We start from the raw sequence: 20,147 nt of genomic DNA on the forward strand, positions 1-20,147 counted from the left end.
TAAAATAACTTTCTCAAAGTGTTGCAGGCATTTGGCTCAGTAGCCATTGAGCACGTAATATCTCGGCTACATTCTTAGCTTTGGCAATACAACCGCGTGAGTGGAATGGTGGATTGCCGTCATAGATAGCCGATATAGTACATACGCCGTGTTCGTTGAGCTCTTCTTCAAAATTTTCTAGAATAGCTTGCGCTTCTGGTAGGTACTGTGCTCCAAAGATTTTCAGATAGGCTTCTATATAGAACCCAATAAACCAAGGGTGTGCCGACCCGTTGAAGGTGGCTTTGTCGCGCACATATACATTGCCTACACTCACGCCTTCATAACGAGGGTTTTGAGGAGATAAACTGCGCAACCCTCGAGGGGTGAGCAACTCTTGGGTGACGATGTCTAATACTCTCTTCTTAGTCTTCTCGTTTATGGGAGCATAGTCGAGAGCGCAAACGATGAGCTGATTAGGGCGTACATCGGTGTTTTTATTCGTGCGGTTGGCATAGTCGGCAAGGTACTTCTTGTCCTCTATCCAAAAAGTCTCTACAAAGCTCTTTTCGATGGTTTCAGGTAGCGAGAACCATTCGCCGAGAAAGGTTTTATCTTTTGCCTCTTCTGCTAAGGCAAGGGCGTAACACACGGCATTATACCAGAGGGCATTCACTTCTACTACATAACCATTGCGTGGCACGATGGCGCCGTAATCGCTTTGCGCATCAAACCACGTAAGCGGACGTGTAAGGTCATCACTCCAGATGAGCCCGTTAGCTTCCATACGAATATTCTTATGAGTGCCTTGCTTGTAGGCGTTTAAGATACTTTTGATTGTATCGCCATACTCCTTCCAAAGTTGTTTCTTACTCTTAATAGTTTCCTTTTCATACTGTTGAAGCGTCCAAAAGAACCACAACGAGGTGTCGGCATCATACTCAGGGTGTATGTTGTGCGTACTGATTTCCTTAGCAAAAAGCCCTTCGTAGAAGTATTTTTGAGTAGAGGTGAGCACGTCTTCAAATATCTTGGCTGTACTGCCCGATAGAGCAATACCTGGCAAGGCAATAAAAGTGTCGCGCATATTGCTGTCGAACCAGTGATAACCTGCCTTGATACGGGTTTCGCCTGCCTTGTGAATAATAAACTGAGAGGCGGCGTACTGCAAGCATTCTTCAAACGAATTGCGATCGGCGCGCTCTTTGAGGTACTTAGCAAAGTCCTTTGCAAGGTTCTTAGGGTTGGCTTCCTCTAAGCTGGCTGAAAAGACGATGCTTTCGCCTTTCTTGAGGCTCACTTCGAAAGCTCCTACGCTGAGGAGGTCTTCTTGGTAGTCATACCCGCGTTCTTTTTCCTTGGTGTAATAGATGTTGTTGTTCCAATAAGCCCCACCACCAAAATTAGCGGATTTGCTGAGTTGCATATAGAGATAAGGAAACTCTGGGTATAGTTTTACACGCACGCCACCGCCTACTGCTTCGGCTTGGGTGTTGGCTACGGGGTTTTGCTTGCTAAGAGAATGTATATCGCGGAAAGCTAAGAGAGGGTTTAGGCGCAAAAGGGTAGCCGAATGGGCTTCTAGTAGCGTATAGCGTATCAATACTTGGGGAGCATTGTGCATCATCAAGATTTCTTTTTTCAGCAATACGCCACCTACTTGGTAAGTAACGGTAAATGCTTTTTCGTAGGAAATATCTACGATATACTTATGCCCGCGCGGTTCATAGGTACCTTCGTATTTATGAACGCCGAAATTGAAATCGCGTCCGTGCTGAATGATACTTTCATCTAAGGAGGAGAGCATCACGTAGTTTTTGCCTCTGAATTTTTCAATAGGCACTACCAATAGCCCGTGGTATTTACGGGTATTGCAAAAAACGAGAGTAGAGGAGCAGTAGCCTCCCCCTCGGTTCGTACCGAGAAACTCTCTATCCAGAGAGTATTCAAGATTAATTAGTTGGTCTTTTTTGAATGATAAATAACTCATATTTCAATTAACAATTAATAATTGACAATTGACATTGTCAATTGTCAAAAGGGTGTGATTATTAGTTTTTATTAGAACTTTCTTTTTTGGTGTTTTCTTTCTTAGTTTTAATTATTGAAATGAGTAGTTTTAATATTTCTTTGCAGTTAGCTATTATTGATTCATATTCTTTCTCATTAAGATATTGAGTTGCATATAATAGATCTAACCAATATTCAGTTTCGTTAGCTTCTTTGAGTCCTATTTGTAATTTATGTATGAAATCACTATCACTTTCAGCGTGTTCTGATTCTCTTATGCAAGCACCTACCGAAGTAGCACAACGCAACAATTGTTTACTGATTACAAATTCTCTTTTATCTTCTTGTAATATTCTTGTAAGTTTTACAATTCGAATAGCAAAATCAAAAGACTTTTCTTTAACAATATTGTTTTTCATAATTTTTCAATAGATGATTAATAGTAATCACAATTAATAATTAACATAATCTGCCTCACAACCAATTGTCAATTGTCAATTATCAATTGTCAATTTTTAATACTATTCCAATTCTCGCGGGTATATACAACGACAGCAAATTCTCTTTGCCAGTGTACTGCGTAAAATGCTCTACGCTCTCATCAATGCGGTTGTCGCCTCCAAAGGCGAGGTTATCGGTATTAAGAACGGTAATGTATTTGCCTGCTGGCACATCAAATTGATAATCGGTGTAGGAGGTAGTGGGGTTAAAACTGAAAACAAATAAGTAACCACTTCGCTCGAATATGAGTAGCTGTCGCTTGATGTCGCGCACCAATATATGGGGTTCTCGGTCTAGGAACTTACTATCGGTGGCAAAGTGTATCATCGCGCTATCAAAAGCGTTGAGGTATTTAAACTTCAAGTTAGAGTCGTCTACCAAACTCCATAGCCTGCGTGCGTGGGCATAGCTCCAACCATTACCTTGGCGCGGAAAATCAATCCACTCAGGGTGTCCCCATTCGTTGCCCATAAAGTTGAGGTATCCCCCACCTGCGGTACCAAGAGTTACCAAACGTATCATCTTGTGGAGTGCCATCGCACGGTCGATAATGAGACTGTGGTCGAATACGCTCATACCCGTATACACTTCCTTATCGGTGAGCCAGAAAAATATCGTTTTATCACCCACCAAGGCTTGATCGTGGCTTTCGGCATAACTAATAGTGCGTTCTTCGGCGCGTTTGTTAGTCAATTCGTAATAGATATTACCTACGTGCCATTGCTCATCAGGTACTTCTTTGAGGAGCTTAATCCAATAATCGGGGATACCCATACTCAGCTTGTAATCGAAGCCTACACCTTTTTCAGCAATAGGCGAAGCAAGACCGGGCAATCCACTCATCTCTTCGGCAATGGTCAGCGCTTCGGGGTAGAGCTCGTGAATAAGTTGGTTAGCCATAGTGAGATACACCAAAGCGTCGTCGTCCTCATTGCCATCATAATAGAAACTATAATCGGTAAAGGCTTTGCCTAAACCGTGATCGTAATAAATCATACTAGTAACGCCGTCGAAGCGGAAACCGTCGAAGCGATATTCTTCTAACCAATACTTACAGTTAGAAAGTAAAAAATTCAGTACTTGTGGCTTGCCATAGTCAAAACAGCGGGAGTCCCAAGCAGGGTGTTTACCGCGTTCACCGCGGTGGAAGTAAAGATAGTCGGTACCGTCGAAGTGGCTGAGCCCTTCTGCCTCGTTGCTTACCGAATGCGAGTGTACAATATCAAGCAGTACACGTATGCCTAAGCCGTGGGCAGTATCGATGAGTTCTTTGAGTTCTTCGGGCGTACCAAAGCGTGAACTCACCGCAAAGAAGTTAGCCACCTGATAGCCAAAAGAACCGTAGTAAGGGTGTTCTTGTATTGCCATCAGCTGGAGGGTGTTGTAGCCCAAAGCAGCGATACGAGGTAGCACATAAAGGCGAAACTCTATAAAAGTACTCACGCGCTGGTGCTCGGTACTCATTCCTATATGTGCTTCGTAGATAAGTGGATGTGGAGTAGCTTTGGGACGCGGGTGTTGCCAGTGGTAGGGGTGCTCGGGACACCACACTTGGGCGGAAAACACCTTGGTATAATCGTCCTGCACAGCGCGGATAGTATGTGAGGGGAGGCGTTCGCCACTGCCTCCTTCCCATTCCACAAGTAGTTTGTAGAGCATTTCGTGGCGGAGGATATTAGCAGGGAGGCGCAATTCCCAGTCTTGGTCGTTTAGTTTAGTGAAAGAATAGTGTTTGTTTTTTTGCCAGTCGTTGCTATCACAAAGAAGAAAGATAGCCGTTGCATTTGGAGCCCACTCGCGTAGCACCCATTCTGTATGAGTACGGTGCAGACCGTAGTAGAGGTGCGAATTACAAGCATCAGCCAGGCACTTAGCGTCCCCTTGCACTCTATGAAGGACATCGATAAAGTGCTGATGCCTTCCCTGAATAACAGGGAGGTATGGTAGCAATAGTGGGTCGTTCATAAGGTTTGGTATTCTGGCTACGGAAAAGTCAAAAGATTGGCTTTTAGGTAAGTCAATTAAATTCGCCGTAAAATTAAAACAATATTTTGATAATTGCAAATTTTTTTGCAATTATTTTACAATAATTTTATAGTCTGTTATGATAAACTTATGTAGTTTAATAGAATACAAACACTTATAAAGTAGAAGACATTACTGTTAATGCTCTGTAAAAACAACTTTTTTATTACTTTTTACCCACATAAATATACCCCAAAGTGCCTATCAGCAGTAAATGTAAGTAAATAGCATACATCACCAGCTGGGGGTAATCTATCGTGTCGGCAAATTTGTATAGGGCAATTACCTGCGCTCCATACGGGATAAGCCCCTGCGCATAACAAGAGAAGATATCCAATACCGATGCCACACTGCGCAATGGTATTTTAAACTGTTCAGCAATCGTTTTGCTCGTCTTCGAAGCGATGAGAATAGCCACCGTGTTATTCGCCACGCACACATCGGCTACTGTCACCAAAAAGCCCATACCTAAAAGAGCCGACGAGCCACTTTTGATGCGCTGAGTAATGAGGTTCATCAAAAACCGAATCCCGCCAAAATGCTCTACCAAAAACGCCAACCCTCCTATGATAAAATATAAGAAGAAGGTGTCAGCCATTCCCATAAAACCTTTGTGAATATCGGTAGCAAACTGCAAGAAATGAAACTTGCCGTACGTAAACCCTATCACTCCCGAGATAAGAATACCTAAGAAAAGCGACACAAATACGTTTACCCCAAAAAGCGCAATTACCACCACTGCTACATAAGGCAAAATAAGCACAGCGTTAAAATCGCTATACAACTGATTGTGAAGGTGATTTTCAGCGTCAGGATTCCCTATCAACAGCAGTATGATAACCGTTAAAATCGCCATTGGTATCGCAATTTTAGCATTCGCCTTCATCTTTTCGTTCATCTGACATCCAACCGACTGTGTGGCGGCAATCGTCGTGTCCGAAATAAGAGATAGGTTATCGCCAAACATCGCACCCGATAGCAGTGATGCGCCTATGAGTGCCGTATTCGACTGGCTTTGGGTGGCAAGGTCAAACACTATCGGCGAAAGCGTCATAATAGTACCCACCGAAGTGCCCGTAGCAAATGAAAGAAACGATGCAATGATAAAAATCCCTACCGGAAAATACTCTGGCGAGATGTAATACATACCCATATTCACAATACTATGCGTACTTCCCAAAGCATTAGCCACCGAAGCAAATGCCCCAGCCAAAAGTGCAATCATACACATTTGTAGTACATTGCTATCACCCGCCCCTTTAAAGAACAATCCTATTTTCTCTTTCATAGGAGCTCGGTAGATAAGCAAAGCCACTACCACCGAAAAAAGTGCAATAATAGGAGCAGGTAGCGAGTAGAAGTTGTCGAAATACAACCCACTACCTAAAAATAATGCTACGAATACGAGTAGAGGAATAATACTGATGATAGTTGTTTTCTGCATAGTTATTGTCTGTTTTATAGCAAATCAAAATCACTTTTGTGTCCCTTCCCCCCTTCGCTTTTGCAGATTGTCCCCCTTCGGGGGCTCGGGGGCTTTATACTAATACTTGCCAATCTCCTTTATCTTTACCCTACCATAAAAATAAAAAAGCCTTAATTCACTACTGATGAATTAAGGCTCTTGTGCGGGTGAAGGGACTCGAACCCCCACGCCGTGAAGCACTAGATCCTAAGTCTAGCGTGTCTACCAATTTCACCACACCCGCAAATGATGAACGTTTCAATGATTGACGGCGCAAAAGTACAACAGTTTTTTTTAACTGCAAATTTTTTCCGTGTTTTTTTATCCTCAATCTCACCTTAGCCCCACCAATACATTAATTATCAGTTAAATTTATCAACCAAAAATCATTCCTTCATCTTGCCTTCCCCTTTCCGTCACTACATTCCCCTTTAAAGGTAGCCAGCAAGAGATCTTCATCACATTTCCTTCGTCATTCGTCATTCGTCATTAATTACCCCTTTGAAGGTAGCCAGCGACAGCTGGGTATGTGTATCGCGAGAGCGGAGTATGTGTAAAAGGGGAGGTTTGTTTCCTTTTCCAGCTTGTCCCCCTTCGGGGGTTCGGGGGCTTACCAAATAAATGACTCGCCATTGAAGGGGGCTAGGGGGAGGTTTCTATTACACTTTCCCCTTATTATCTATGACCTAAGACCTCACACTTCCCCATTTACTAATTTTCTAATTTGCTAATTATCTAATTATCTCTCCCTTTTTCCGTCACACTCCCCCTATTGCCTATGCCCTAAGGCCTATCACCTCTTCCTCTTTCTTTCGTCTCGAAACCCCGTTTTTAACATTTTTAGTGCTGTTGTATTACAGTATGAATCAACTACTTATACACCCTTCCTATACCAATCGTCCAAGATTCGTATAAGCTTCCTATAAGCTCTCTATAAGCTAACCCCACCCATCTTACACCCTTTTTTCACCAAAACTTCTCTCAGCTCTCTTCCGAACTTTTCCGTTTCCTTCCGAACCTCTCAACCCTCCACATTTGCTAATTTTCTCATTTTCTCATTTCCTAATTTTTCCTGCCCGTGTGGCTCACACTGCCTGTGCGGCTCGCACCTTTGGCAAAGTTGATTACTGGTATTTCCGGTATTATTGGCATTATTGGCATTATTGGCATTATTGGCATTATTGGCATTATTGGCATTAACCTCATTTTCTAAATATTTTTCTTCATTATTTATTGTCAATTACTAATTATTTTGTACTTTTGCACTTTCTAACACAACAACACCAATTTTCAACAACAAAAAAATGATTAAAATCACACTACCCGACGGCTCTGTAAAAGAGTACCAAAGTGGGATTACTCCCGCCGAAATCGCAGCCTCTATCAGCGAGGGACTGGCGCGTAACGTCCTTTCTGCCAGCTTCAATGGCAAAACCATAGAAACCGTTACCCCCCTGACGACCGACGGTAGTTTAACATTATACACTTGGGATAGTCCCGAAGGTAAAAAAGCTTTCTGGCACTCCTCAGCGCACATCTTGGCACAAGCGCTCGAAGAGCTCTACCCCGGCATCAAGCTCACCATAGGTCCTGCCATCGCTAATGGTTTCTATTACGATGTCGATTTCAACGGCAAACCGATTTCCGAAAAAGATTTTCCTGCTATTGAAGCTAAATTCTTGGAAATCGCTCGTGGCAAACACCCTTTCAAAATGCGCCCTGTGAGCAAAGCCGAAGCCTTGTCGTACTATGCAGGCAAAAATGAGTACAAAACCGAACTCATCGAAGCCCTCGAAGATGGTACGATCACCTTCTGCGACCATAGTACCTTCACCGACCTTTGTCGTGGGGGGCATATCCCAAACACAGGTTTTGTAAAAGCTGTAAAAGTACTCAGCGCTGCTGGGGCTTATTGGCGTGGTGATGAGCACAACCCACAACTTACTCGTGTGTATGGTATCTCATTCCCTAAACAAAAAGAACTCACCGAATACCTCGAACTGCTTGAAGAAGCTAAAAAACGCGACCACCGCAAGCTCGGTAAAGAACTCGAACTCTTTACCTTCTCTAACAAGGTAGGACAAGGCTTACCGCTCTGGTTACCCAAAGGAGCTGCCTTGCGCGAACGCCTCGAAGCCTTCTTGCGCAAAGCCCAAAAACAAGCCGGTTACGAGCAGGTAGTTACCCCACATATCGGTCATAAGAATTTATATGTAACCTCAGGACACTGGGATAAATACGGGAAAGATAGTTTCCAACCCATTGCCACCCCTAACGAAGGCGAGGAATATTTACTAAAACCGATGAACTGTCCGCATCACTGCGAGATATACAATTCACACCCTTGGAGTTATAAAGATTTGCCAAAGCGTTTTGCCGAGTTCGGTACAGTATATCGCTATGAACAAAGTGGCGAGTTACACGGCTTAACCCGCGTGCGTTGCTTTACCCAAGACGATGCGCACATCTTCTGTACTCCTGAACAGTTAGACGACGAGTTCAAACACGTAATCGATTTGGTGCTCTATGTTTTTGGCTCTCTTGGATTCGACAATTTTACCGCACAAGTATCGTTGCGCGACCCCGAAAACCCTACCAAGTACATCGGTAGTGATGAGAATTGGGCAAAAGCCGAAAATGCCATCATCAACGCTGCGAAAGAAAAAGGCTTGAGCTATGTAATCGAAACAGGTGAAGCCGCTTTCTACGGACCTAAACTCGATTTTATGGTGAAAGATGCCTTAGGCAGAAGCTGGCAACTCGGTACCATTCAGGTAGATTACAACCTCCCAGAGCGTTTCGACCTTTGGTATAAAGGCGCTGATAATGAAATGCACCGCCCTGTAATGATTCACCGTGCGCCTTTCGGAAGTATGGAACGTTTTGTAGCCATTTTATTGGAACACACCGCCGGAAACTTCCCATTATGGCTCAACCCGAGTCAAGCTATCGTACTATCATTGAGTGAAAAATATGAAAATTATGCTCAAAAAGTTTTGAGATTGTTAGAAAATTCCGATATTCGCACCCTGATAGACAATCGTGCTGAAACTATGGGCAAAAAAATACGCGAAGCCGAGACTCAAAAAATCCCGTATATGCTCATTGTTGGCGAAAATGAAGAGAAAGAAGGCACCGTATCAGTGCGCAAACGCGGTGGTGAAGATTTAGGCAGTATGAGCGTAGAAGCCTTTGCCAAACTCATCAACGACGAAGTCGCTAAGTCAATTAAACAATTTGCTAATTAGCAAATTAGAATAGTGAAAGTAATTTTAAATTTAAATAGCCATCATAAAAAAAAGTAACACACCGGGCAGAGATGACAAACAACCTCATCGTATCAATCGCGATATCCGCGTTCCTGAGGTGCGTTTGGTAGGGGAAAACGTCGAAGGAGGCGTATACCCCACTCGCAAAGCATTAGAAATTGCTAATGAATTAGAACTCGATTTGGTGGAAATTTCACCAAACGCCACGCCTCCTGTTTGTAAGGTAATCGATTATAAGAAATTCCTTTACGAACAAAAAAAGCGTGAGAAAGAGATGAAAGCCAAAGCTACCAAAGTAGTAATTAAGGAAATTCGCTTTGGTCCTCAAACCGACGACCACGACTATGAGTTTAAGAAGAAACACGGCGAGAAGTTCCTCAAAGAAGGCTCCAAAGTAAAAGCCTACGTATTCTTTAAAGGACGTTCTATCATCTACAAAGACCAAGGGGAAATCCTCCTCTTGCGCCTCGCCACTGACCTCGAAGACTATGGCAAAGTAGAACAAATGCCTAAACTCGAAGGAAAACGTATGACGATGTTCCTCGCACCCTTACCCAAGAAAAAATAATTAAAGATAAAAGGTAAGAAGTAAGAGATAAGAGGTATGCAACCTTACCTCTTACCTCTTATCTCTTACCTAAAAAACGGAATTATATCAATAAAAATCTAAGCAAATGCCAAAAATTAAAACTAAATCTGGAGCTAAAAAGCGTTTCAAGCTCACCGGCTCTGGTAAAATCAAGAGAAAACACGCGTTTAAAAGCCACATCTTAACTAAGAAAGCTAAAAAACGCAAGTTAGCACTCACCCACGCTACGCTCGTTCACTCTAACGACGAAGCAAGCGTGAAGAAACAATTAGGCTTAAAATAATTGTTTAAATAGTAGGAAATTAATAACCGTGGAGTAGGTACCCCTAAGCGTTTGTTTTAAGCACAAACCACCTGCTACAAAAATTAAAAAAAGGAATTTATGCCAAGATCAGTAAATGCTGTAGCTCGTAGAGCTCGTAGAAAAAAATAATGAAGCAAGCCAAAGGTTTCTTTGGCCGCAGAAAAAACGTTTGGACGGTAGCCAAAAACGCTGTTGAGAAAGCAATGCAGTACGCTTACCGCGACCGCCGTAACAAGAAGAGAACCTTCCGCGCTTTGTGGATTGTGCGTATCAACGCAGGGGCTCGCTTGCACGGATTGTCTTACTCTCAATTTATGGGTAAACTTAAAGCAGCTGATATCCAGCTCAACCGTAAAGTTCTTGCCGATTTAGCAATGAACCACCCCGAAGCGTTCAAAGCTATTGTAGAAAAAGTAAAATAAACGTTTAACTAAAGATATAATTCCGTATAGAAAAAGCGACTCCTTAGGAGTCGCTTTTTTATTTTTCTTGTTACGGTCTTTCTGATATTCCACCTGCCTGTGCACTTATTTCGCCCATTTTCTTTTGTAGTCAAAGCCGGCGTTGAGCAATATTTTTTCCTTGTGCAGGTCTTCTAAATAGGCTAAATCGTTGTTGTAAAGGGGTTTGCTGAGGCATTCTACAGCTACGGGCTTGCCTTCTTTGGGTTCTAACAAAATATCGATAGTATAACCCCCAAACTCGTAGTCCATTGTAATACGCTGGTCGGGGTATTTTTCTTTGAGCTGACGGTAGGTTTGTTCTTTAAAAGCACTTTTACTTTGCTGGTCGATATCGGTGTGTTTGTGTCCGTAGAGGTCGAGTTCCGATAGTATTTCACGGCGAAGGGCATCATTGCCGTCGCTTACGGCACGGGCGTAGGCGAGGTAGGCGTAGAGCACAGCGCGGCGGTTGTTAGCGCCTTCTTGTGCTAAAGCCTCTTTATAGGTAGCTAACAATTCTTCGGGGATAGAGTTGCACACGTATATCTGTTCCTTGGCGCGGGTGATAATCACATTCAGCAGTTTGTAGCCTTTGGAGAAGTTCAGCGGACCAAAACTCTGTACGAACTTGCCACCTTTCTTCTTGCCATAAGTTACCGATAAGATGATGATATCGCGCTCGTCACCTTGTATGTTTTCTAAGTTCTTGATAAAGAGTCCTGCTTGCTCTAAGGCGTTGATTTTCTCTCGGAAAGCCGTTTGGGTAGGGTCATTTTGCTTTTGGAGTATTTGTTTGCGTATGTAGTTGCGCTGGGTGATATTGAAGGTCGCAATTCCCACCGATGGGTAACTACCGTCAGGGCGAGGCTCTATTTGTGAGAGGATACGCAACACTTCAGCGGCTTCCTCACGGTTGATATGCTCATCGAATGTGCCATTTACCTGAGTGAAATGGATAGGGGTACGATTTTCGGTGCTGGGTAGCGGACGCAATCGGGCGTTGTAGAAAGCGTGGTTAGAAAAATCAATCAGATAAGGGTGTTTAGAACGATAGTGAAAATCTAAATGGTTCTTACTGAATTGGTATTCCAAAGCGTAATCCAAGAGCGACTCTATGTTCAGCATCGCATTTTTGTAGGTGAGTACTTCATCTTCTTCCTCGTTGTCGTCCTCATCTTCAGCACTACCGTCGAATACTTTGCTAAAGTAATTAGACGGAGGCATTTGGTGTTCATCACCTGCAATGATAATCGTCTTGCCTTTGAGCATAGCAGGCAGGTTGTCTTCGAGTTTCAGCTGACTTGCCTCGTCAAACACCACATTGTCGAAATAGAAATTCTTGCCCTCAAACAGATTGCAACAAGCATCGGGGGTGGTGAGGATAATAGGGAAGAAACTCGTAAAGAGGTCGGTGTCCTTCATTGCTATTTGCCTTAAGGTAAGGCGGTTGTGCTTTTCACTTTTGCGTTTGTTGTAGAGGTTCGCCACAGTGAGCTCTTTGTTAGTCTCTTCAAACGTTTTTACAGCTTTGCGTTGCTGGGTATTCCAGTAGCCCTCGATAAAATCTTTTTGGGCAGAGGCGAAGTAGTGTACTTTCTTTTTAAAATCGGCGTAATCGCGCTCGTTGAAGTTTAGCGTGTCATCGGCATTTTGTTGCAAGAGCAAGGTGTAATAAGCGTAGAGGAAGGAGGCTTCCCAATGCGTTACTTTGGTAAGTGATAAAACGATGCGCTCTTGGAAATCGTTGAGTGATTGGAAGAATGCAAACCATTCGTATTGAACTACCAAAGGTTGTGCAGGGTCGGCTTGATAGTTGTTGTAGGTCGCTAAACTGCGGGTGATAAAGGCTTCAAACTCGGCAAAGGTATTGCCAAAATTGAGGGTGTCGAGCCAACTATCAGCTTCTATACGGTTTTTAAGCGATTTTACTTCGCTTATGAGCTTGTCTAAATCGGCATTCACAAACGAGCGTTCGTAATAATTCAGCAGGTCTAAGGCAGCGAAATCAGCATTGGCTTTGCTGTCGAAATCGGTTTGTGCTTGCGCAATGGCAGGAGAGTACTCAGCAATAACAGTTTTGTTGAGCAATAGGTTATCGGAAATAGCAATCGACGAAAAATTGCGGTGCAAACTGAGTGCTTTAATGGCAGTACAGAGCTCTTGTAAGCGTTTTTGGGTTTTCAGCACCTGCTTTTTCTCAGAAGAAAAGAGTGCTGAGAGCTTGTAGAAAAATCCTTTGGTGACCTCAGGTTGATACACAGGTGAAGTAGGAGGGAGGGTAGCAGTAATGAGCTCATACTCATTGCGGTATTGCGCTAAGGTGTCCAGCTGTTGTACAAATTCCTCTTTGCGCTTGTGCAGGTAATAGGCTTTATAAACGGCTATTTGTTGCTGGATAACCTCCCACTGTTGAGCGTATTGCTTGAAGGCTTCAGCGAGTTGTTGTTGGGTGTTAAACAGATTGGTTGCGGTGAGTTTTTTGGGGTTGAACAGATGATTTTGAGCGTAGGGTGCATATCGCTGATAGAGTGCCTCACCTTGTTGCCAAAGGGGTGCGAGAGAGGCAAATTCTTCATTGGTAAACTGAAAAGAAAAAGCCGAGAGGTTGAGTTCTTCTCTATCTGTTTCGTAGCGCATTAGCTCCGCCATTACATCTGTCCACGACAGTTGGTTGAGGAGTGGTTGGTTGAGTTTGTGGTGAATAGCATTGATATCTGTTGTGATTTTGCGCATTGCTTGCACTTGTTCGGCAAGGAGATTTTCGAGGAAGGCTGGTGTTTCTTTTTTAAACTCGGCATTATCGATATGGTTACGCACGGCATCTACAATAAACCTACGGTCGGCAATAGCATCTTTTATCATTGTACAATACCTGCCCAAACCTTTGTTTTGCAGGGCGTTGTAGAGCACTTCTAGGGCAGTTTGTTTCTCGCAGACTACTAATGTTTTCTGTTTGTTTTCCAAAGCATTGATGAGAATCGCCGTGAGCGTTTGGCTCTTGCCCGTACCTGGGGGACCTTGAATGAGTATTTTCTGCTGACTTTTCAGCGATTCCAAAATCGACTGTTGAGAGGGGTCGGTTTCAATAGCGCTCAGCGATTGGAATTGTTCGTTGGCTGTTGTCTGCAAAGGTACAAATTCCTTTTTCAGCGATTCGTAATCGTTGATGATATTCTGCTTTTGGACTTCAAAGAGGGAGAGGATACCACATTTTTCTATAAAAGCATCTCCTTTGTTAGGCAAAAGTTCCTCGTACTCCGCTTTTGTTTTCAGGGGGAAAATCTCGGTATAGTTGTTCAGCAGGAAATCCAAGTTTTGGGTAACTTTCAGTTGGTTGAGGATATCCGAGCAAAGAGAGTGCAGTTCAGGTTTATCGATTTTTCCGTCTTCTAGCATCTCGTCGGGGATAGGTTTAAGACTTACGCCCGAATCGTTTTGTAGGTGGTTGATGAGCACCTCATTTAGGTAGATAGGGTCTTCCTCGCTACGACTTATTACCCACGTATTCATTTGGGTAGCTGGCTTTATCTTCACCGACCAAATTAGGATAGGGGCCGCTGTTAGTTGTCCGTCGCCCATATCCCGACGCAACAGTATGGGGAAGCCAAAGCCGAGTGTGTTTACCCCTTTTTCCGAAGTGATAACCTCGCTTTGGAACATTAGGTTTTCGATACTATCTACGAGTTTTTCTAAGGTAGCCTCACGTTCTTTAGGTATCTTTTTAGAGGCTTGTCCCCCTTGGGGGGAACGGGGGATATCTATATCAGTACTTTCGGTATCGTGAATAGAAAACGAAAAGTTGAGGTTGCGTAAGGTGAGTAAGTCGAGGATAAAGCGTTCGGGCAAGCTCTTGAATATAGCCGAGAGACGTGCGATATCAAACTTATAGCGCGAAGCACCAGGAAGAGCATTGAGGTGCACGCCACGACGGTTACCCACTTTCAGTTTGTTTTGCAGAGCAGTAAATACTTCTTGGTTCATTTTTCAGTGCTAAAAGAGGAAGTGTTTTATTTCTTGTTTTTATAGAAAAGTTCAGAATGGCTACCTATTCTTTGAAGTATAATAGCCATATTTTCATCGTTTTGTTCCCAAATCAGTAACAAATCAGACTCTATATGGCATTCCCAACAACCTTTGTAATTTCCTGTTAAGAGATGTGGAAGATTTTTCTTGGGAATACCTTCAGTTCCTTTGTACATCAGGATTTTTATAATTTCTTTTATAGCCTTTTTCTTAGCTTCCTGATTAGAGAATTTTTTGTATTCTTTTTTATAGGTAGTTGTTATAAAAATAGAATATTTAGGAATTTCTTCTTGCTCCGTATTATTCATTGTCTAAATCACTAAATAATTCATCAAGATTTTTATAACCTTTTAGTAGTCCTTCTCTATACTCTCTTCTTCCCTCCTCAATAGCTCTTATAGTTTCCTCGTTAGGAATATACTCCTCTACGGGTTCTGCTACTACAGTAGGTTCGGCAATTACGTTGTATTTCTTGAAAAGTGATTCAAACATAGGAGCATTTTCCTTAGGAATACTTACATTATAATTAACCATTTCGTTATATTTTACAGTTCTCATATTTCTTTTTTTGGCAAAGATAATGCATAATTACCAAATCACCAAATTACTCCCCTTAGTCCTTAGTCCACTTCATTTCCTAAATTCAAATAAAAATCCTTTGTGAGCGACTTGTATGCCTCAGTATAAACCCCACGTTCCTTCTCAATAATAAGCACATCGATAGGGTAGGAGGAGAGCTCTTTTCTACTCAGTAGTAGCATACTCCGTTTTAGTTCAGCCGTAGCATTGCCTCGCGTATGAGTGATTTTCTGAGGAAAAAGACCATAACCCGATGCAAGAGCGATAAATCCTTCGGTTTCGCTATATGGCAAAATAATACTAAAAACACCCTCGTCCGACAGTAATTTGCTCACCCCTTCTAAGAGCTCCGAAAACGAAAGCGTATCAGTAAACCGAGCCGTGTTGCGCGCTTTTTCAGCTGTTTTATAATCAGCGGTATAGAAAGGCGGATTAGAGATGATAAGGTCGTACACTTCATCTATCTCCAAAGCAAATTCCTGAAACGAAGCGTGATAGCAAAACAAGCGGTCGCCCCATTGGCTCTCTTCGAAGTTCTCCGTACATTCTATATAGGCTTTTTCGTCTATTTCCACGGCATCAATCACAGGAGCGTCAGAGCGTTGAGCTAACATTAGCGACAATAAGCCCGTTCCCGCCCCAATATCCAGTATACTTTTAGGATTCTCAATAGGCGTCCACGCCCCCAATAGCACCCCATCAGTGCCTATCTTCATCGCACTTTGTGCTTGCTTTACGCTAAATTGCTTAAACTTAAATATCATATTCTCTTTGCTCCTTCCTCCGAGGTTATCAGTTTTTAATACAAAAAAGTCGTTCTACCCCTTTTTCAACCTCTTTTTTTTAATTCAAGCAAAGATATAAAATAATTACCAATCAGCAACCCCCCTCCGAATATTTTTTTGACTTTCAGAGTTGCTACTAGTCACACAGGAAATATATTCTACTCTTCTACCAATAAAGCAGAATATATTACCATAGAATCCCCTTTTTATAGATTCCCGCCTTTCAAAAAAGCACCTTTTATCCTATACCAATCGTCCAAGATTCGTTCAAGGTTCGTATAAGGTACCTATATCATAGTATATTTTTCTTTTTGAAAATCCCTATTTTATTCTTCTTAAAAACTACCCGTACGACTCACACCATCATTTCCTAATTTCCCAATTTTCAAATTTGCTAATTTTCAAATTTGTATATTAAAAATTGTTTTTGTAGTTTTGCACCCTCAGTGAAGAATTATATAATAAAATAAGCATACAATGATATATTATTCTATTCTCACAATAAGCGTAGCTTACCTCATTTATATACTTGTAATGCAGGGAACTACCAACTTAAAAAGAGAAAAATCCATTGAAGAAAAACGCCAAAAATGGCAAAATGCTTTGGTAGACGAAGAAGATACCAAAGACAGAATTATGGAGCTCATCAAAAGTGAATACGGTGAGCCCACCACAAGTTCCGTCGAAAAAGGCGTATATACCGAAGGTATGCCCGACTTTTTGGTGAAAATGGCGCTCGGTAAACCCTTAGAAGTCCAAAGTGCAGGATTCAAAGGTTCTACTACCGAACGTTGGCACTACAAAACCCTTACCCTCACATTCCAAAATAACAAACTCATCGGCTGGGAAAGCCACGATAACACCTCTCAAAAACCAAGATTATAATGTTAAAGGATTACTACGAAATATTAGGAGTTAGCCAAAAGGCTTCTGACGACCAAATACGCGATGCCTACAAAAAGCTCGCAAAAGCCTATCACCCCGATAAACATCAGGGCGACGATTTCTTTGCCGAAAAATTCAAAAGCCTACAAGAAGCTTACGCAGTCCTTTCCGACCCCGAAAGTCGTAAAGACTACGACGCCGACCTCGCCGCCGAGTTAAAAGGACAAAAGAAAACCGAAGAACCCAAAAAACAAGCTAAAAAGAAAACCTCACAAAAAAATAGCGCCTCCTCAAAAGCTCGTACCGTAAAGGATTTGCCCTCTTTGATAGATATTTATTTCGAACAGAAAATCGCTACCGTAAAAACCCGAAAAGAGTACGACACTTTCTTAGCGTCTCCCAAAAAACAGTACTCCTCTTGGGTGAAAATTGTGCTTGTAGTCCTTGTCATCATTCTAAGCACCATCTTGCTAAACCCTTCTTTCGGTCTTCTAAAAGGACTTTTGCCTTAATTAAGCTCAGTTGATAAATATAAATTGGATAATCAATAAAATTTGCGATATACACTTTGTCGAAGTGCTAAGCCTTTGATAAAGTCTATCAATGAGGCAAAAACTTAATTTTTTTGATTAATTTCTATAGCCCAAGCGATACTTCACTTTAACGAACGACAAAATTCAACTATCAGCAAACATAGATTTTACAGCTGTTGCCTTGGATACTTTTCGTTATCAATACGAAAACAACGAGGTATACCATCGCTTTTGTACCCTATTGAACTGCCTTCCTAATGAGGTAAACACACTCGAAAAAATACCTTTTCTTCCTATCGAATGTTTTAAAACTGAAAAAGTGTACTGCGGTCACACCACACCTCAGCAGATATTCACCAGCAGTGGTACAACAGGCGCACAAACCTCCCGACACTATGTGAAAGACCTTAGCTTGTATGAACAAAGCTTTCGTAAAGGCTTTGAACATTTCTACGGCAACGTTGAAGATTATGTAGTTTTAGCCCTTCTTCCCTCGTATTTAGAACGCACCGGCTCATCGCTTATCACTATGGTAGCCGACCTTATTGAGCGCTCAGGTAGTGAGTATAGCGGTTTTTATCTCAACGAATACGACCTCTTAGCTGAGCGTTTGCAAACCCTCGATGCTTCGGGCAAGAAAGTACTGCTCATAGGGGTATCCTTTGCGTTACTCGACCTTATAACCGAGCATACTTTCTCCTTAAAAAATACGATTGTAATGGAAACTGGCGGAATGAAAGGTAGGCGTAAAGAACTCGTGCGCGAAGAGTTGCACGCACTCCTCTGCAAAGGCTTTGGTGTCGAAATGATTCACTCCGAATACGGAATGACCGAACTGCTCTCGCAAGCCTATTCTGTGGGTAAGGGAATTTATAAGTGTGTACCTTGGCTCAAAGTCCTTATACGCGATACGAATGATGCACTTAGCTATCTGCCTACTGGCAAAACCGGCGGACTCAATATCATCGATTTGGCTAATAGAGAGTCGTGTAGTTTTATTGCTACTCAAGATTTAGGCAAACTATACCCCGATGGTACTTTTGAAGTATTAGGACGCTTCGACAACGCCGATATCAGAGGTTGCAATTTGCTCATTAGCTAATTTGCCAATTTGCTAATTTTCCAATTTCCCTATCGAATCTTTCATTTTTTCAATTTCTTTTTGAGTCTCTTCTACGATTTTAGTATCTACGCCTGCCTTTTCAGCACCCCGTTGTATTTCGGTTTTAATCTCATCGGTAGCATCGCGCAGTTGGCGCATTGCCTTTCCTAAACCACGCGCAATACTTGGGAGCTTATCAGCCCCAAAAAGCATTAAAACCATATCAAATTTAACTTCAACAGAATTTTAACATTGCTTTAACTTGCTAAGAGAAATCTAATTTATATCTTTGCTTCATTATTAAAATTATAATTTAATTACAGAATGAAAAAAGTGTATTTTATAACAGGAGCAAGCAGTGGTTTAGGTAAAGCAATTGCTTTGCAAACTTTGAAAGAAGGCAATGTAGCAGTACTTGCTGTTCGCAATCCAGAAAAAGTAACTGATTTAGTAAATACTTTTAGAGAAAACACATTGGTTGTCTCATTAGAAATTACTAATGAAAAAGAAAGACAAGAGGCAATACAAACAGCTATAGCTAAATTTAGTAGAATAGATGTGTTAGTAAATTGTGCAGGAAGAGGCGATTTAGGAGCTTTGGAAGAATTTTCAAGTCAGCAAATACGTGCTCAAATGGAAATCAATTTCTTTGCAACTATTGAGCTTACTCGTTTGGTATTACCTATAATGCGCCGACAAAAAAGTGGTAATATTGTAAATGTATCAAGTATTGGAGGACGCGTAAATATTGGTGGATTTTCACTTTATGGAGCTGCAAAATATGCTTTAGAGGGCTTTTCTGAAGCACTTTACCACGAAGTAAAACCTTTAGGTATCAGAGTAACAATAGTAGAACCAGGAGCTCTTAGGACTCATTTTGCTGGAGCAGGTAATTTACGCCCTGAAAATCATATTGTTGATTATGACGATACTATTGTACCTCTGCGCAATTATCTTTACGGAAGTGATGGAAAACAACAAGGAGATCCAGAGAAAGCAGCAAAGGTTATTATCAAAGCTATCAATGATAAGGAACCTCCTTTGAGACTCGTATTAGGAAAAGATGCTTATGACCTTTTGGAAGCTAAAAGAACAGAAGAAAAGGAAGAACTTAATAAATGGCGTCCTTTAGGTGAAGCTATAGCTTTTGATGATGCTGAGTTTGTTGCTATTGGTAAAAATTAAAGTTATTTATTGATTATTATAAAAGCCCTTTCTTAATTTCTAATAAAAAGGGCTTTTATAGTATCTTATCCTTATATTGTGAGAAATTCCACAAATATTGAGTTTGTAGGAGTCTATTGTTTATATTATAAAAGTTTCATCTCACGCCTTATATCTCTTAGAGATTTTCTAAAAAACTCAAAAAAAACTTCTAACCCTTAAAATCTTCTTTCATTTTTTCAATTTCTTTTTGAGTCTCTTCTACAATTTTAGTATCTACACCTGCCTTTTCGGCACCGCGTTGTATTTCAGTTTTAATCTCATCGGTAGCATCGCGCAGTTGGCGCATTGCCTTTCCTAAACCCCGCGCAATACTTGGGAGCTTATCAGCCCCAAAAAGGATTAAAACCATAAAAAGTATAAATATAATTTCTGAAATACCCATAAATTCAATTAATAATTAACAATTACCTGATGCCTAACACCTGATG

General features: G+C 41.7%; 19 protein-coding genes, 1 tRNA gene and 2 pseudogenes. 8 read left to right on the top strand and 14 right to left on the bottom strand.

Features of this window, described 5'->3' with window-relative positions:
* Window positions 1-13: 13 nt before the first annotated feature.
* From AM608_RS08550 to AM608_RS12605, 8 genes and pseudogenes are all read right to left on the bottom strand, one after another.
* Entirely contained in the window at window positions 14-1,969 is a 1,956-nt protein-coding gene (locus tag AM608_RS08550; protein ID WP_053581444.1) for a glycogen debranching enzyme N-terminal domain-containing protein, read from the bottom strand.
* A gap of 61 nt (window positions 1,970-2,030) precedes the next feature.
* Entirely contained in the window at window positions 2,031-2,408 is a 378-nt protein-coding gene (locus tag AM608_RS08555; RefSeq protein WP_015782208.1) for a four helix bundle protein, read from the bottom strand.
* 82 nt (window positions 2,409-2,490) lie between these two features.
* Window positions 2,491-4,455: an alpha amylase C-terminal domain-containing protein gene (locus AM608_RS08560; RefSeq protein ID WP_053581445.1), complete on the bottom strand. Its 1,965-nt coding sequence runs from the start codon at window positions 4,453-4,455 to the stop codon at window positions 2,491-2,493.
* A 226-nt stretch (window positions 4,456-4,681) separates the two neighbouring features.
* On the bottom strand, window positions 4,682-5,959 hold the full coding sequence (locus tag AM608_RS08565; RefSeq protein WP_053581446.1) for a Na+/H+ antiporter NhaC family protein: 1,278 nt from the start codon (window positions 5,957-5,959) through the stop codon (window positions 4,682-4,684).
* A 183-nt stretch (window positions 5,960-6,142) separates the two neighbouring features.
* Window positions 6,143-6,224 (bottom strand) — tRNA-Leu (locus AM608_RS08570).
* Between the two features lie 235 nt (window positions 6,225-6,459).
* Window positions 6,460-6,603, bottom strand: a complete 144-nt coding sequence (locus tag AM608_RS12600) for a hypothetical protein (RefSeq protein WP_053581447.1) — start codon at window positions 6,601-6,603, stop codon at window positions 6,460-6,462.
* Between the two features lie 308 nt (window positions 6,604-6,911).
* Window positions 6,912-6,998: pseudogene (locus AM608_RS11785) on the bottom strand (glycosyltransferase); the annotation flags it as partial.
* Window positions 6,999-7,001: 3 nt separating this feature from the next.
* Complete coding sequence (locus AM608_RS12605; RefSeq protein WP_053581448.1) at window positions 7,002-7,220, bottom strand: hypothetical protein; 219 nt, start codon at window positions 7,218-7,220, stop codon at window positions 7,002-7,004.
* Between the two features lie 64 nt (window positions 7,221-7,284).
* Here AM608_RS12605 and thrS point away from each other — a divergent pair, with 64 nt between their 5' ends.
* From thrS to rplT, 4 genes and pseudogenes are all read left to right on the top strand, one after another.
* On the top strand, window positions 7,285-9,228 hold the full coding sequence (gene thrS / locus AM608_RS08585) for a threonine--tRNA ligase (RefSeq protein ID WP_053581449.1): 1,944 nt from the start codon (window positions 7,285-7,287) through the stop codon (window positions 9,226-9,228).
* Window positions 9,229-9,319: 91 nt separating this feature from the next.
* The gene (gene infC / locus AM608_RS08590) at window positions 9,320-9,817 is read left to right on the top strand and encodes a translation initiation factor IF-3 (protein WP_106096058.1); all 498 of its coding nucleotides are present in this window, start codon (window positions 9,320-9,322) and stop codon (window positions 9,815-9,817) included.
* Window positions 9,818-9,923: 106 nt separating this feature from the next.
* A complete protein-coding gene (gene rpmI / locus AM608_RS08595) occupies window positions 9,924-10,121 on the top strand; it encodes a 50S ribosomal protein L35 (protein WP_002674635.1) in 198 nt (65 codons plus the stop codon).
* A 99-nt stretch (window positions 10,122-10,220) separates the two neighbouring features.
* Window positions 10,221-10,564, top strand: a pseudogene (rplT, locus tag AM608_RS08600) (50S ribosomal protein L20).
* A gap of 105 nt (window positions 10,565-10,669) precedes the next feature.
* Here the strand turns inward: rplT and AM608_RS08605 are convergent.
* The 4 genes from AM608_RS08605 to AM608_RS08620 form a co-directional block, all read right to left on the bottom strand.
* Window positions 10,670-14,566: an AAA domain-containing protein gene (locus AM608_RS08605; protein WP_053581450.1), complete on the bottom strand. Its 3,897-nt coding sequence runs from the start codon at window positions 14,564-14,566 to the stop codon at window positions 10,670-10,672.
* Between the two features lie 26 nt (window positions 14,567-14,592).
* Window positions 14,593-14,916, bottom strand: coding sequence for a type II toxin-antitoxin system YafQ family toxin (locus tag AM608_RS08610; protein ID WP_009417366.1), 324 nt, complete (start codon window positions 14,914-14,916; stop codon window positions 14,593-14,595).
* Window positions 14,909-15,166 carry a flagellar motor switch protein FliM gene (locus tag AM608_RS08615; protein WP_015782214.1) on the bottom strand — a complete coding sequence of 86 codons (258 nt, stop codon included), beginning with the start codon at window positions 15,164-15,166 and terminating at the stop codon, window positions 14,909-14,911. The genes AM608_RS08610 and AM608_RS08615 overlap by 8 nt, the downstream gene beginning before the upstream one ends.
* Window positions 15,167-15,228: 62 nt before the next feature.
* Window positions 15,229-15,951 (bottom strand): tRNA1(Val) (adenine(37)-N6)-methyltransferase, encoded by a 723-nt coding sequence (locus AM608_RS08620; protein WP_053581451.1) that lies wholly within the window; start codon window positions 15,949-15,951, stop codon window positions 15,229-15,231.
* A 498-nt stretch (window positions 15,952-16,449) separates the two neighbouring features.
* Here AM608_RS08620 and AM608_RS08625 point away from each other — a divergent pair, with 498 nt between their 5' ends.
* From AM608_RS08625 to AM608_RS08635, 3 genes are all read left to right on the top strand, one after another.
* Window positions 16,450-16,857: a hypothetical protein gene (locus AM608_RS08625; protein ID WP_016478404.1), complete on the top strand. Its 408-nt coding sequence runs from the start codon at window positions 16,450-16,452 to the stop codon at window positions 16,855-16,857.
* Window positions 16,857-17,369 (top strand): DnaJ domain-containing protein, encoded by a 513-nt coding sequence (locus AM608_RS08630; RefSeq protein ID WP_053581452.1) that lies wholly within the window; start codon window positions 16,857-16,859, stop codon window positions 17,367-17,369. The genes AM608_RS08625 and AM608_RS08630 overlap by 1 nt, the downstream gene beginning before the upstream one ends.
* Window positions 17,370-17,571: 202 nt before the next feature.
* Entirely contained in the window at window positions 17,572-18,492 is a 921-nt protein-coding gene (locus tag AM608_RS08635; protein WP_053581453.1) for an acyltransferase, read from the top strand.
* Between the two features lie 12 nt (window positions 18,493-18,504).
* On the opposite strand, the gene AM608_RS08640 is transcribed toward AM608_RS08635, so the two are convergent.
* Window positions 18,505-18,714 carry a twin-arginine translocase TatA/TatE family subunit gene (locus tag AM608_RS08640; RefSeq protein WP_009421854.1) on the bottom strand — a complete coding sequence of 70 codons (210 nt, stop codon included), beginning with the start codon at window positions 18,712-18,714 and terminating at the stop codon, window positions 18,505-18,507.
* Between the two features lie 102 nt (window positions 18,715-18,816).
* Between AM608_RS08640 and AM608_RS08645 the strand changes: the two genes are divergently transcribed.
* Window positions 18,817-19,677, top strand: coding sequence for an oxidoreductase (locus tag AM608_RS08645; RefSeq protein WP_009421835.1), 861 nt, complete (start codon window positions 18,817-18,819; stop codon window positions 19,675-19,677).
* A 190-nt stretch (window positions 19,678-19,867) separates the two neighbouring features.
* Here AM608_RS08645 and AM608_RS08650 read toward each other — a convergent pair whose 3' ends face one another.
* Window positions 19,868-20,101, bottom strand: a complete 234-nt coding sequence (locus AM608_RS08650) for a twin-arginine translocase TatA/TatE family subunit (RefSeq protein ID WP_053581454.1) — start codon at window positions 20,099-20,101, stop codon at window positions 19,868-19,870.
* Window positions 20,102-20,147: the final 46 nt, after the last annotated feature.

The sequence above is a fragment of the Capnocytophaga sp. oral taxon 323 genome (assembly GCF_001278825.1).
In the GTDB taxonomy this organism is placed as follows: domain Bacteria; phylum Bacteroidota; class Bacteroidia; order Flavobacteriales; family Flavobacteriaceae; genus Capnocytophaga; species Capnocytophaga ochracea.

Coding starts and splice junctions, on each gene's coding strand:
- AM608_RS08565 (WP_053581446.1), bottom strand. CDS start 5,959: ATGCAGAAAACAACTATCATCAGTATTATTCCTCTACTCGTATTCGTA.
- AM608_RS08620 (WP_053581451.1), bottom strand. CDS start 15,951: ATGATATTTAAGTTTAAGCAATTTAGCGTAAAGCAAGCACAAAGTGCG.
- AM608_RS08645 (WP_009421835.1), top strand. CDS start 18,817: ATGAAAAAAGTGTATTTTATAACAGGAGCAAGCAGTGGTTTAGGTAAA.
- AM608_RS08640 (WP_009421854.1), bottom strand. CDS start 18,714: ATGGTTTTAATGCTTTTTGGGGCTGATAAGCTCCCAAGTATTGCGCGT.
- AM608_RS08555 (WP_015782208.1), bottom strand. CDS start 2,408: ATGAAAAACAATATTGTTAAAGAAAAGTCTTTTGATTTTGCTATTCGA.
- AM608_RS08650 (WP_053581454.1), bottom strand. CDS start 20,101: ATGGGTATTTCAGAAATTATATTTATACTTTTTATGGTTTTAATCCTT.
- AM608_RS08630 (WP_053581452.1), top strand. CDS start 16,857: ATGTTAAAGGATTACTACGAAATATTAGGAGTTAGCCAAAAGGCTTCT.
- rpmI (WP_002674635.1), top strand. CDS start 9,924: ATGCCAAAAATTAAAACTAAATCTGGAGCTAAAAAGCGTTTCAAGCTC.
- AM608_RS08615 (WP_015782214.1), bottom strand. CDS start 15,166: ATGAGAACTGTAAAATATAACGAAATGGTTAATTATAATGTAAGTATT.
- AM608_RS08625 (WP_016478404.1), top strand. CDS start 16,450: ATGATATATTATTCTATTCTCACAATAAGCGTAGCTTACCTCATTTAT.
- AM608_RS08550 (WP_053581444.1), bottom strand. CDS start 1,969: ATGAGTTATTTATCATTCAAAAAAGACCAACTAATTAATCTTGAATAC.
- AM608_RS08605 (WP_053581450.1), bottom strand. CDS start 14,566: ATGAACCAAGAAGTATTTACTGCTCTGCAAAACAAACTGAAAGTGGGT.
- thrS (WP_053581449.1), top strand. CDS start 7,285: ATGATTAAAATCACACTACCCGACGGCTCTGTAAAAGAGTACCAAAGT.
- AM608_RS08560 (WP_053581445.1), bottom strand. CDS start 4,455: ATGAACGACCCACTATTGCTACCATACCTCCCTGTTATTCAGGGAAGG.
- AM608_RS08610 (WP_009417366.1), bottom strand. CDS start 14,916: ATGAATAATACGGAGCAAGAAGAAATTCCTAAATATTCTATTTTTATA.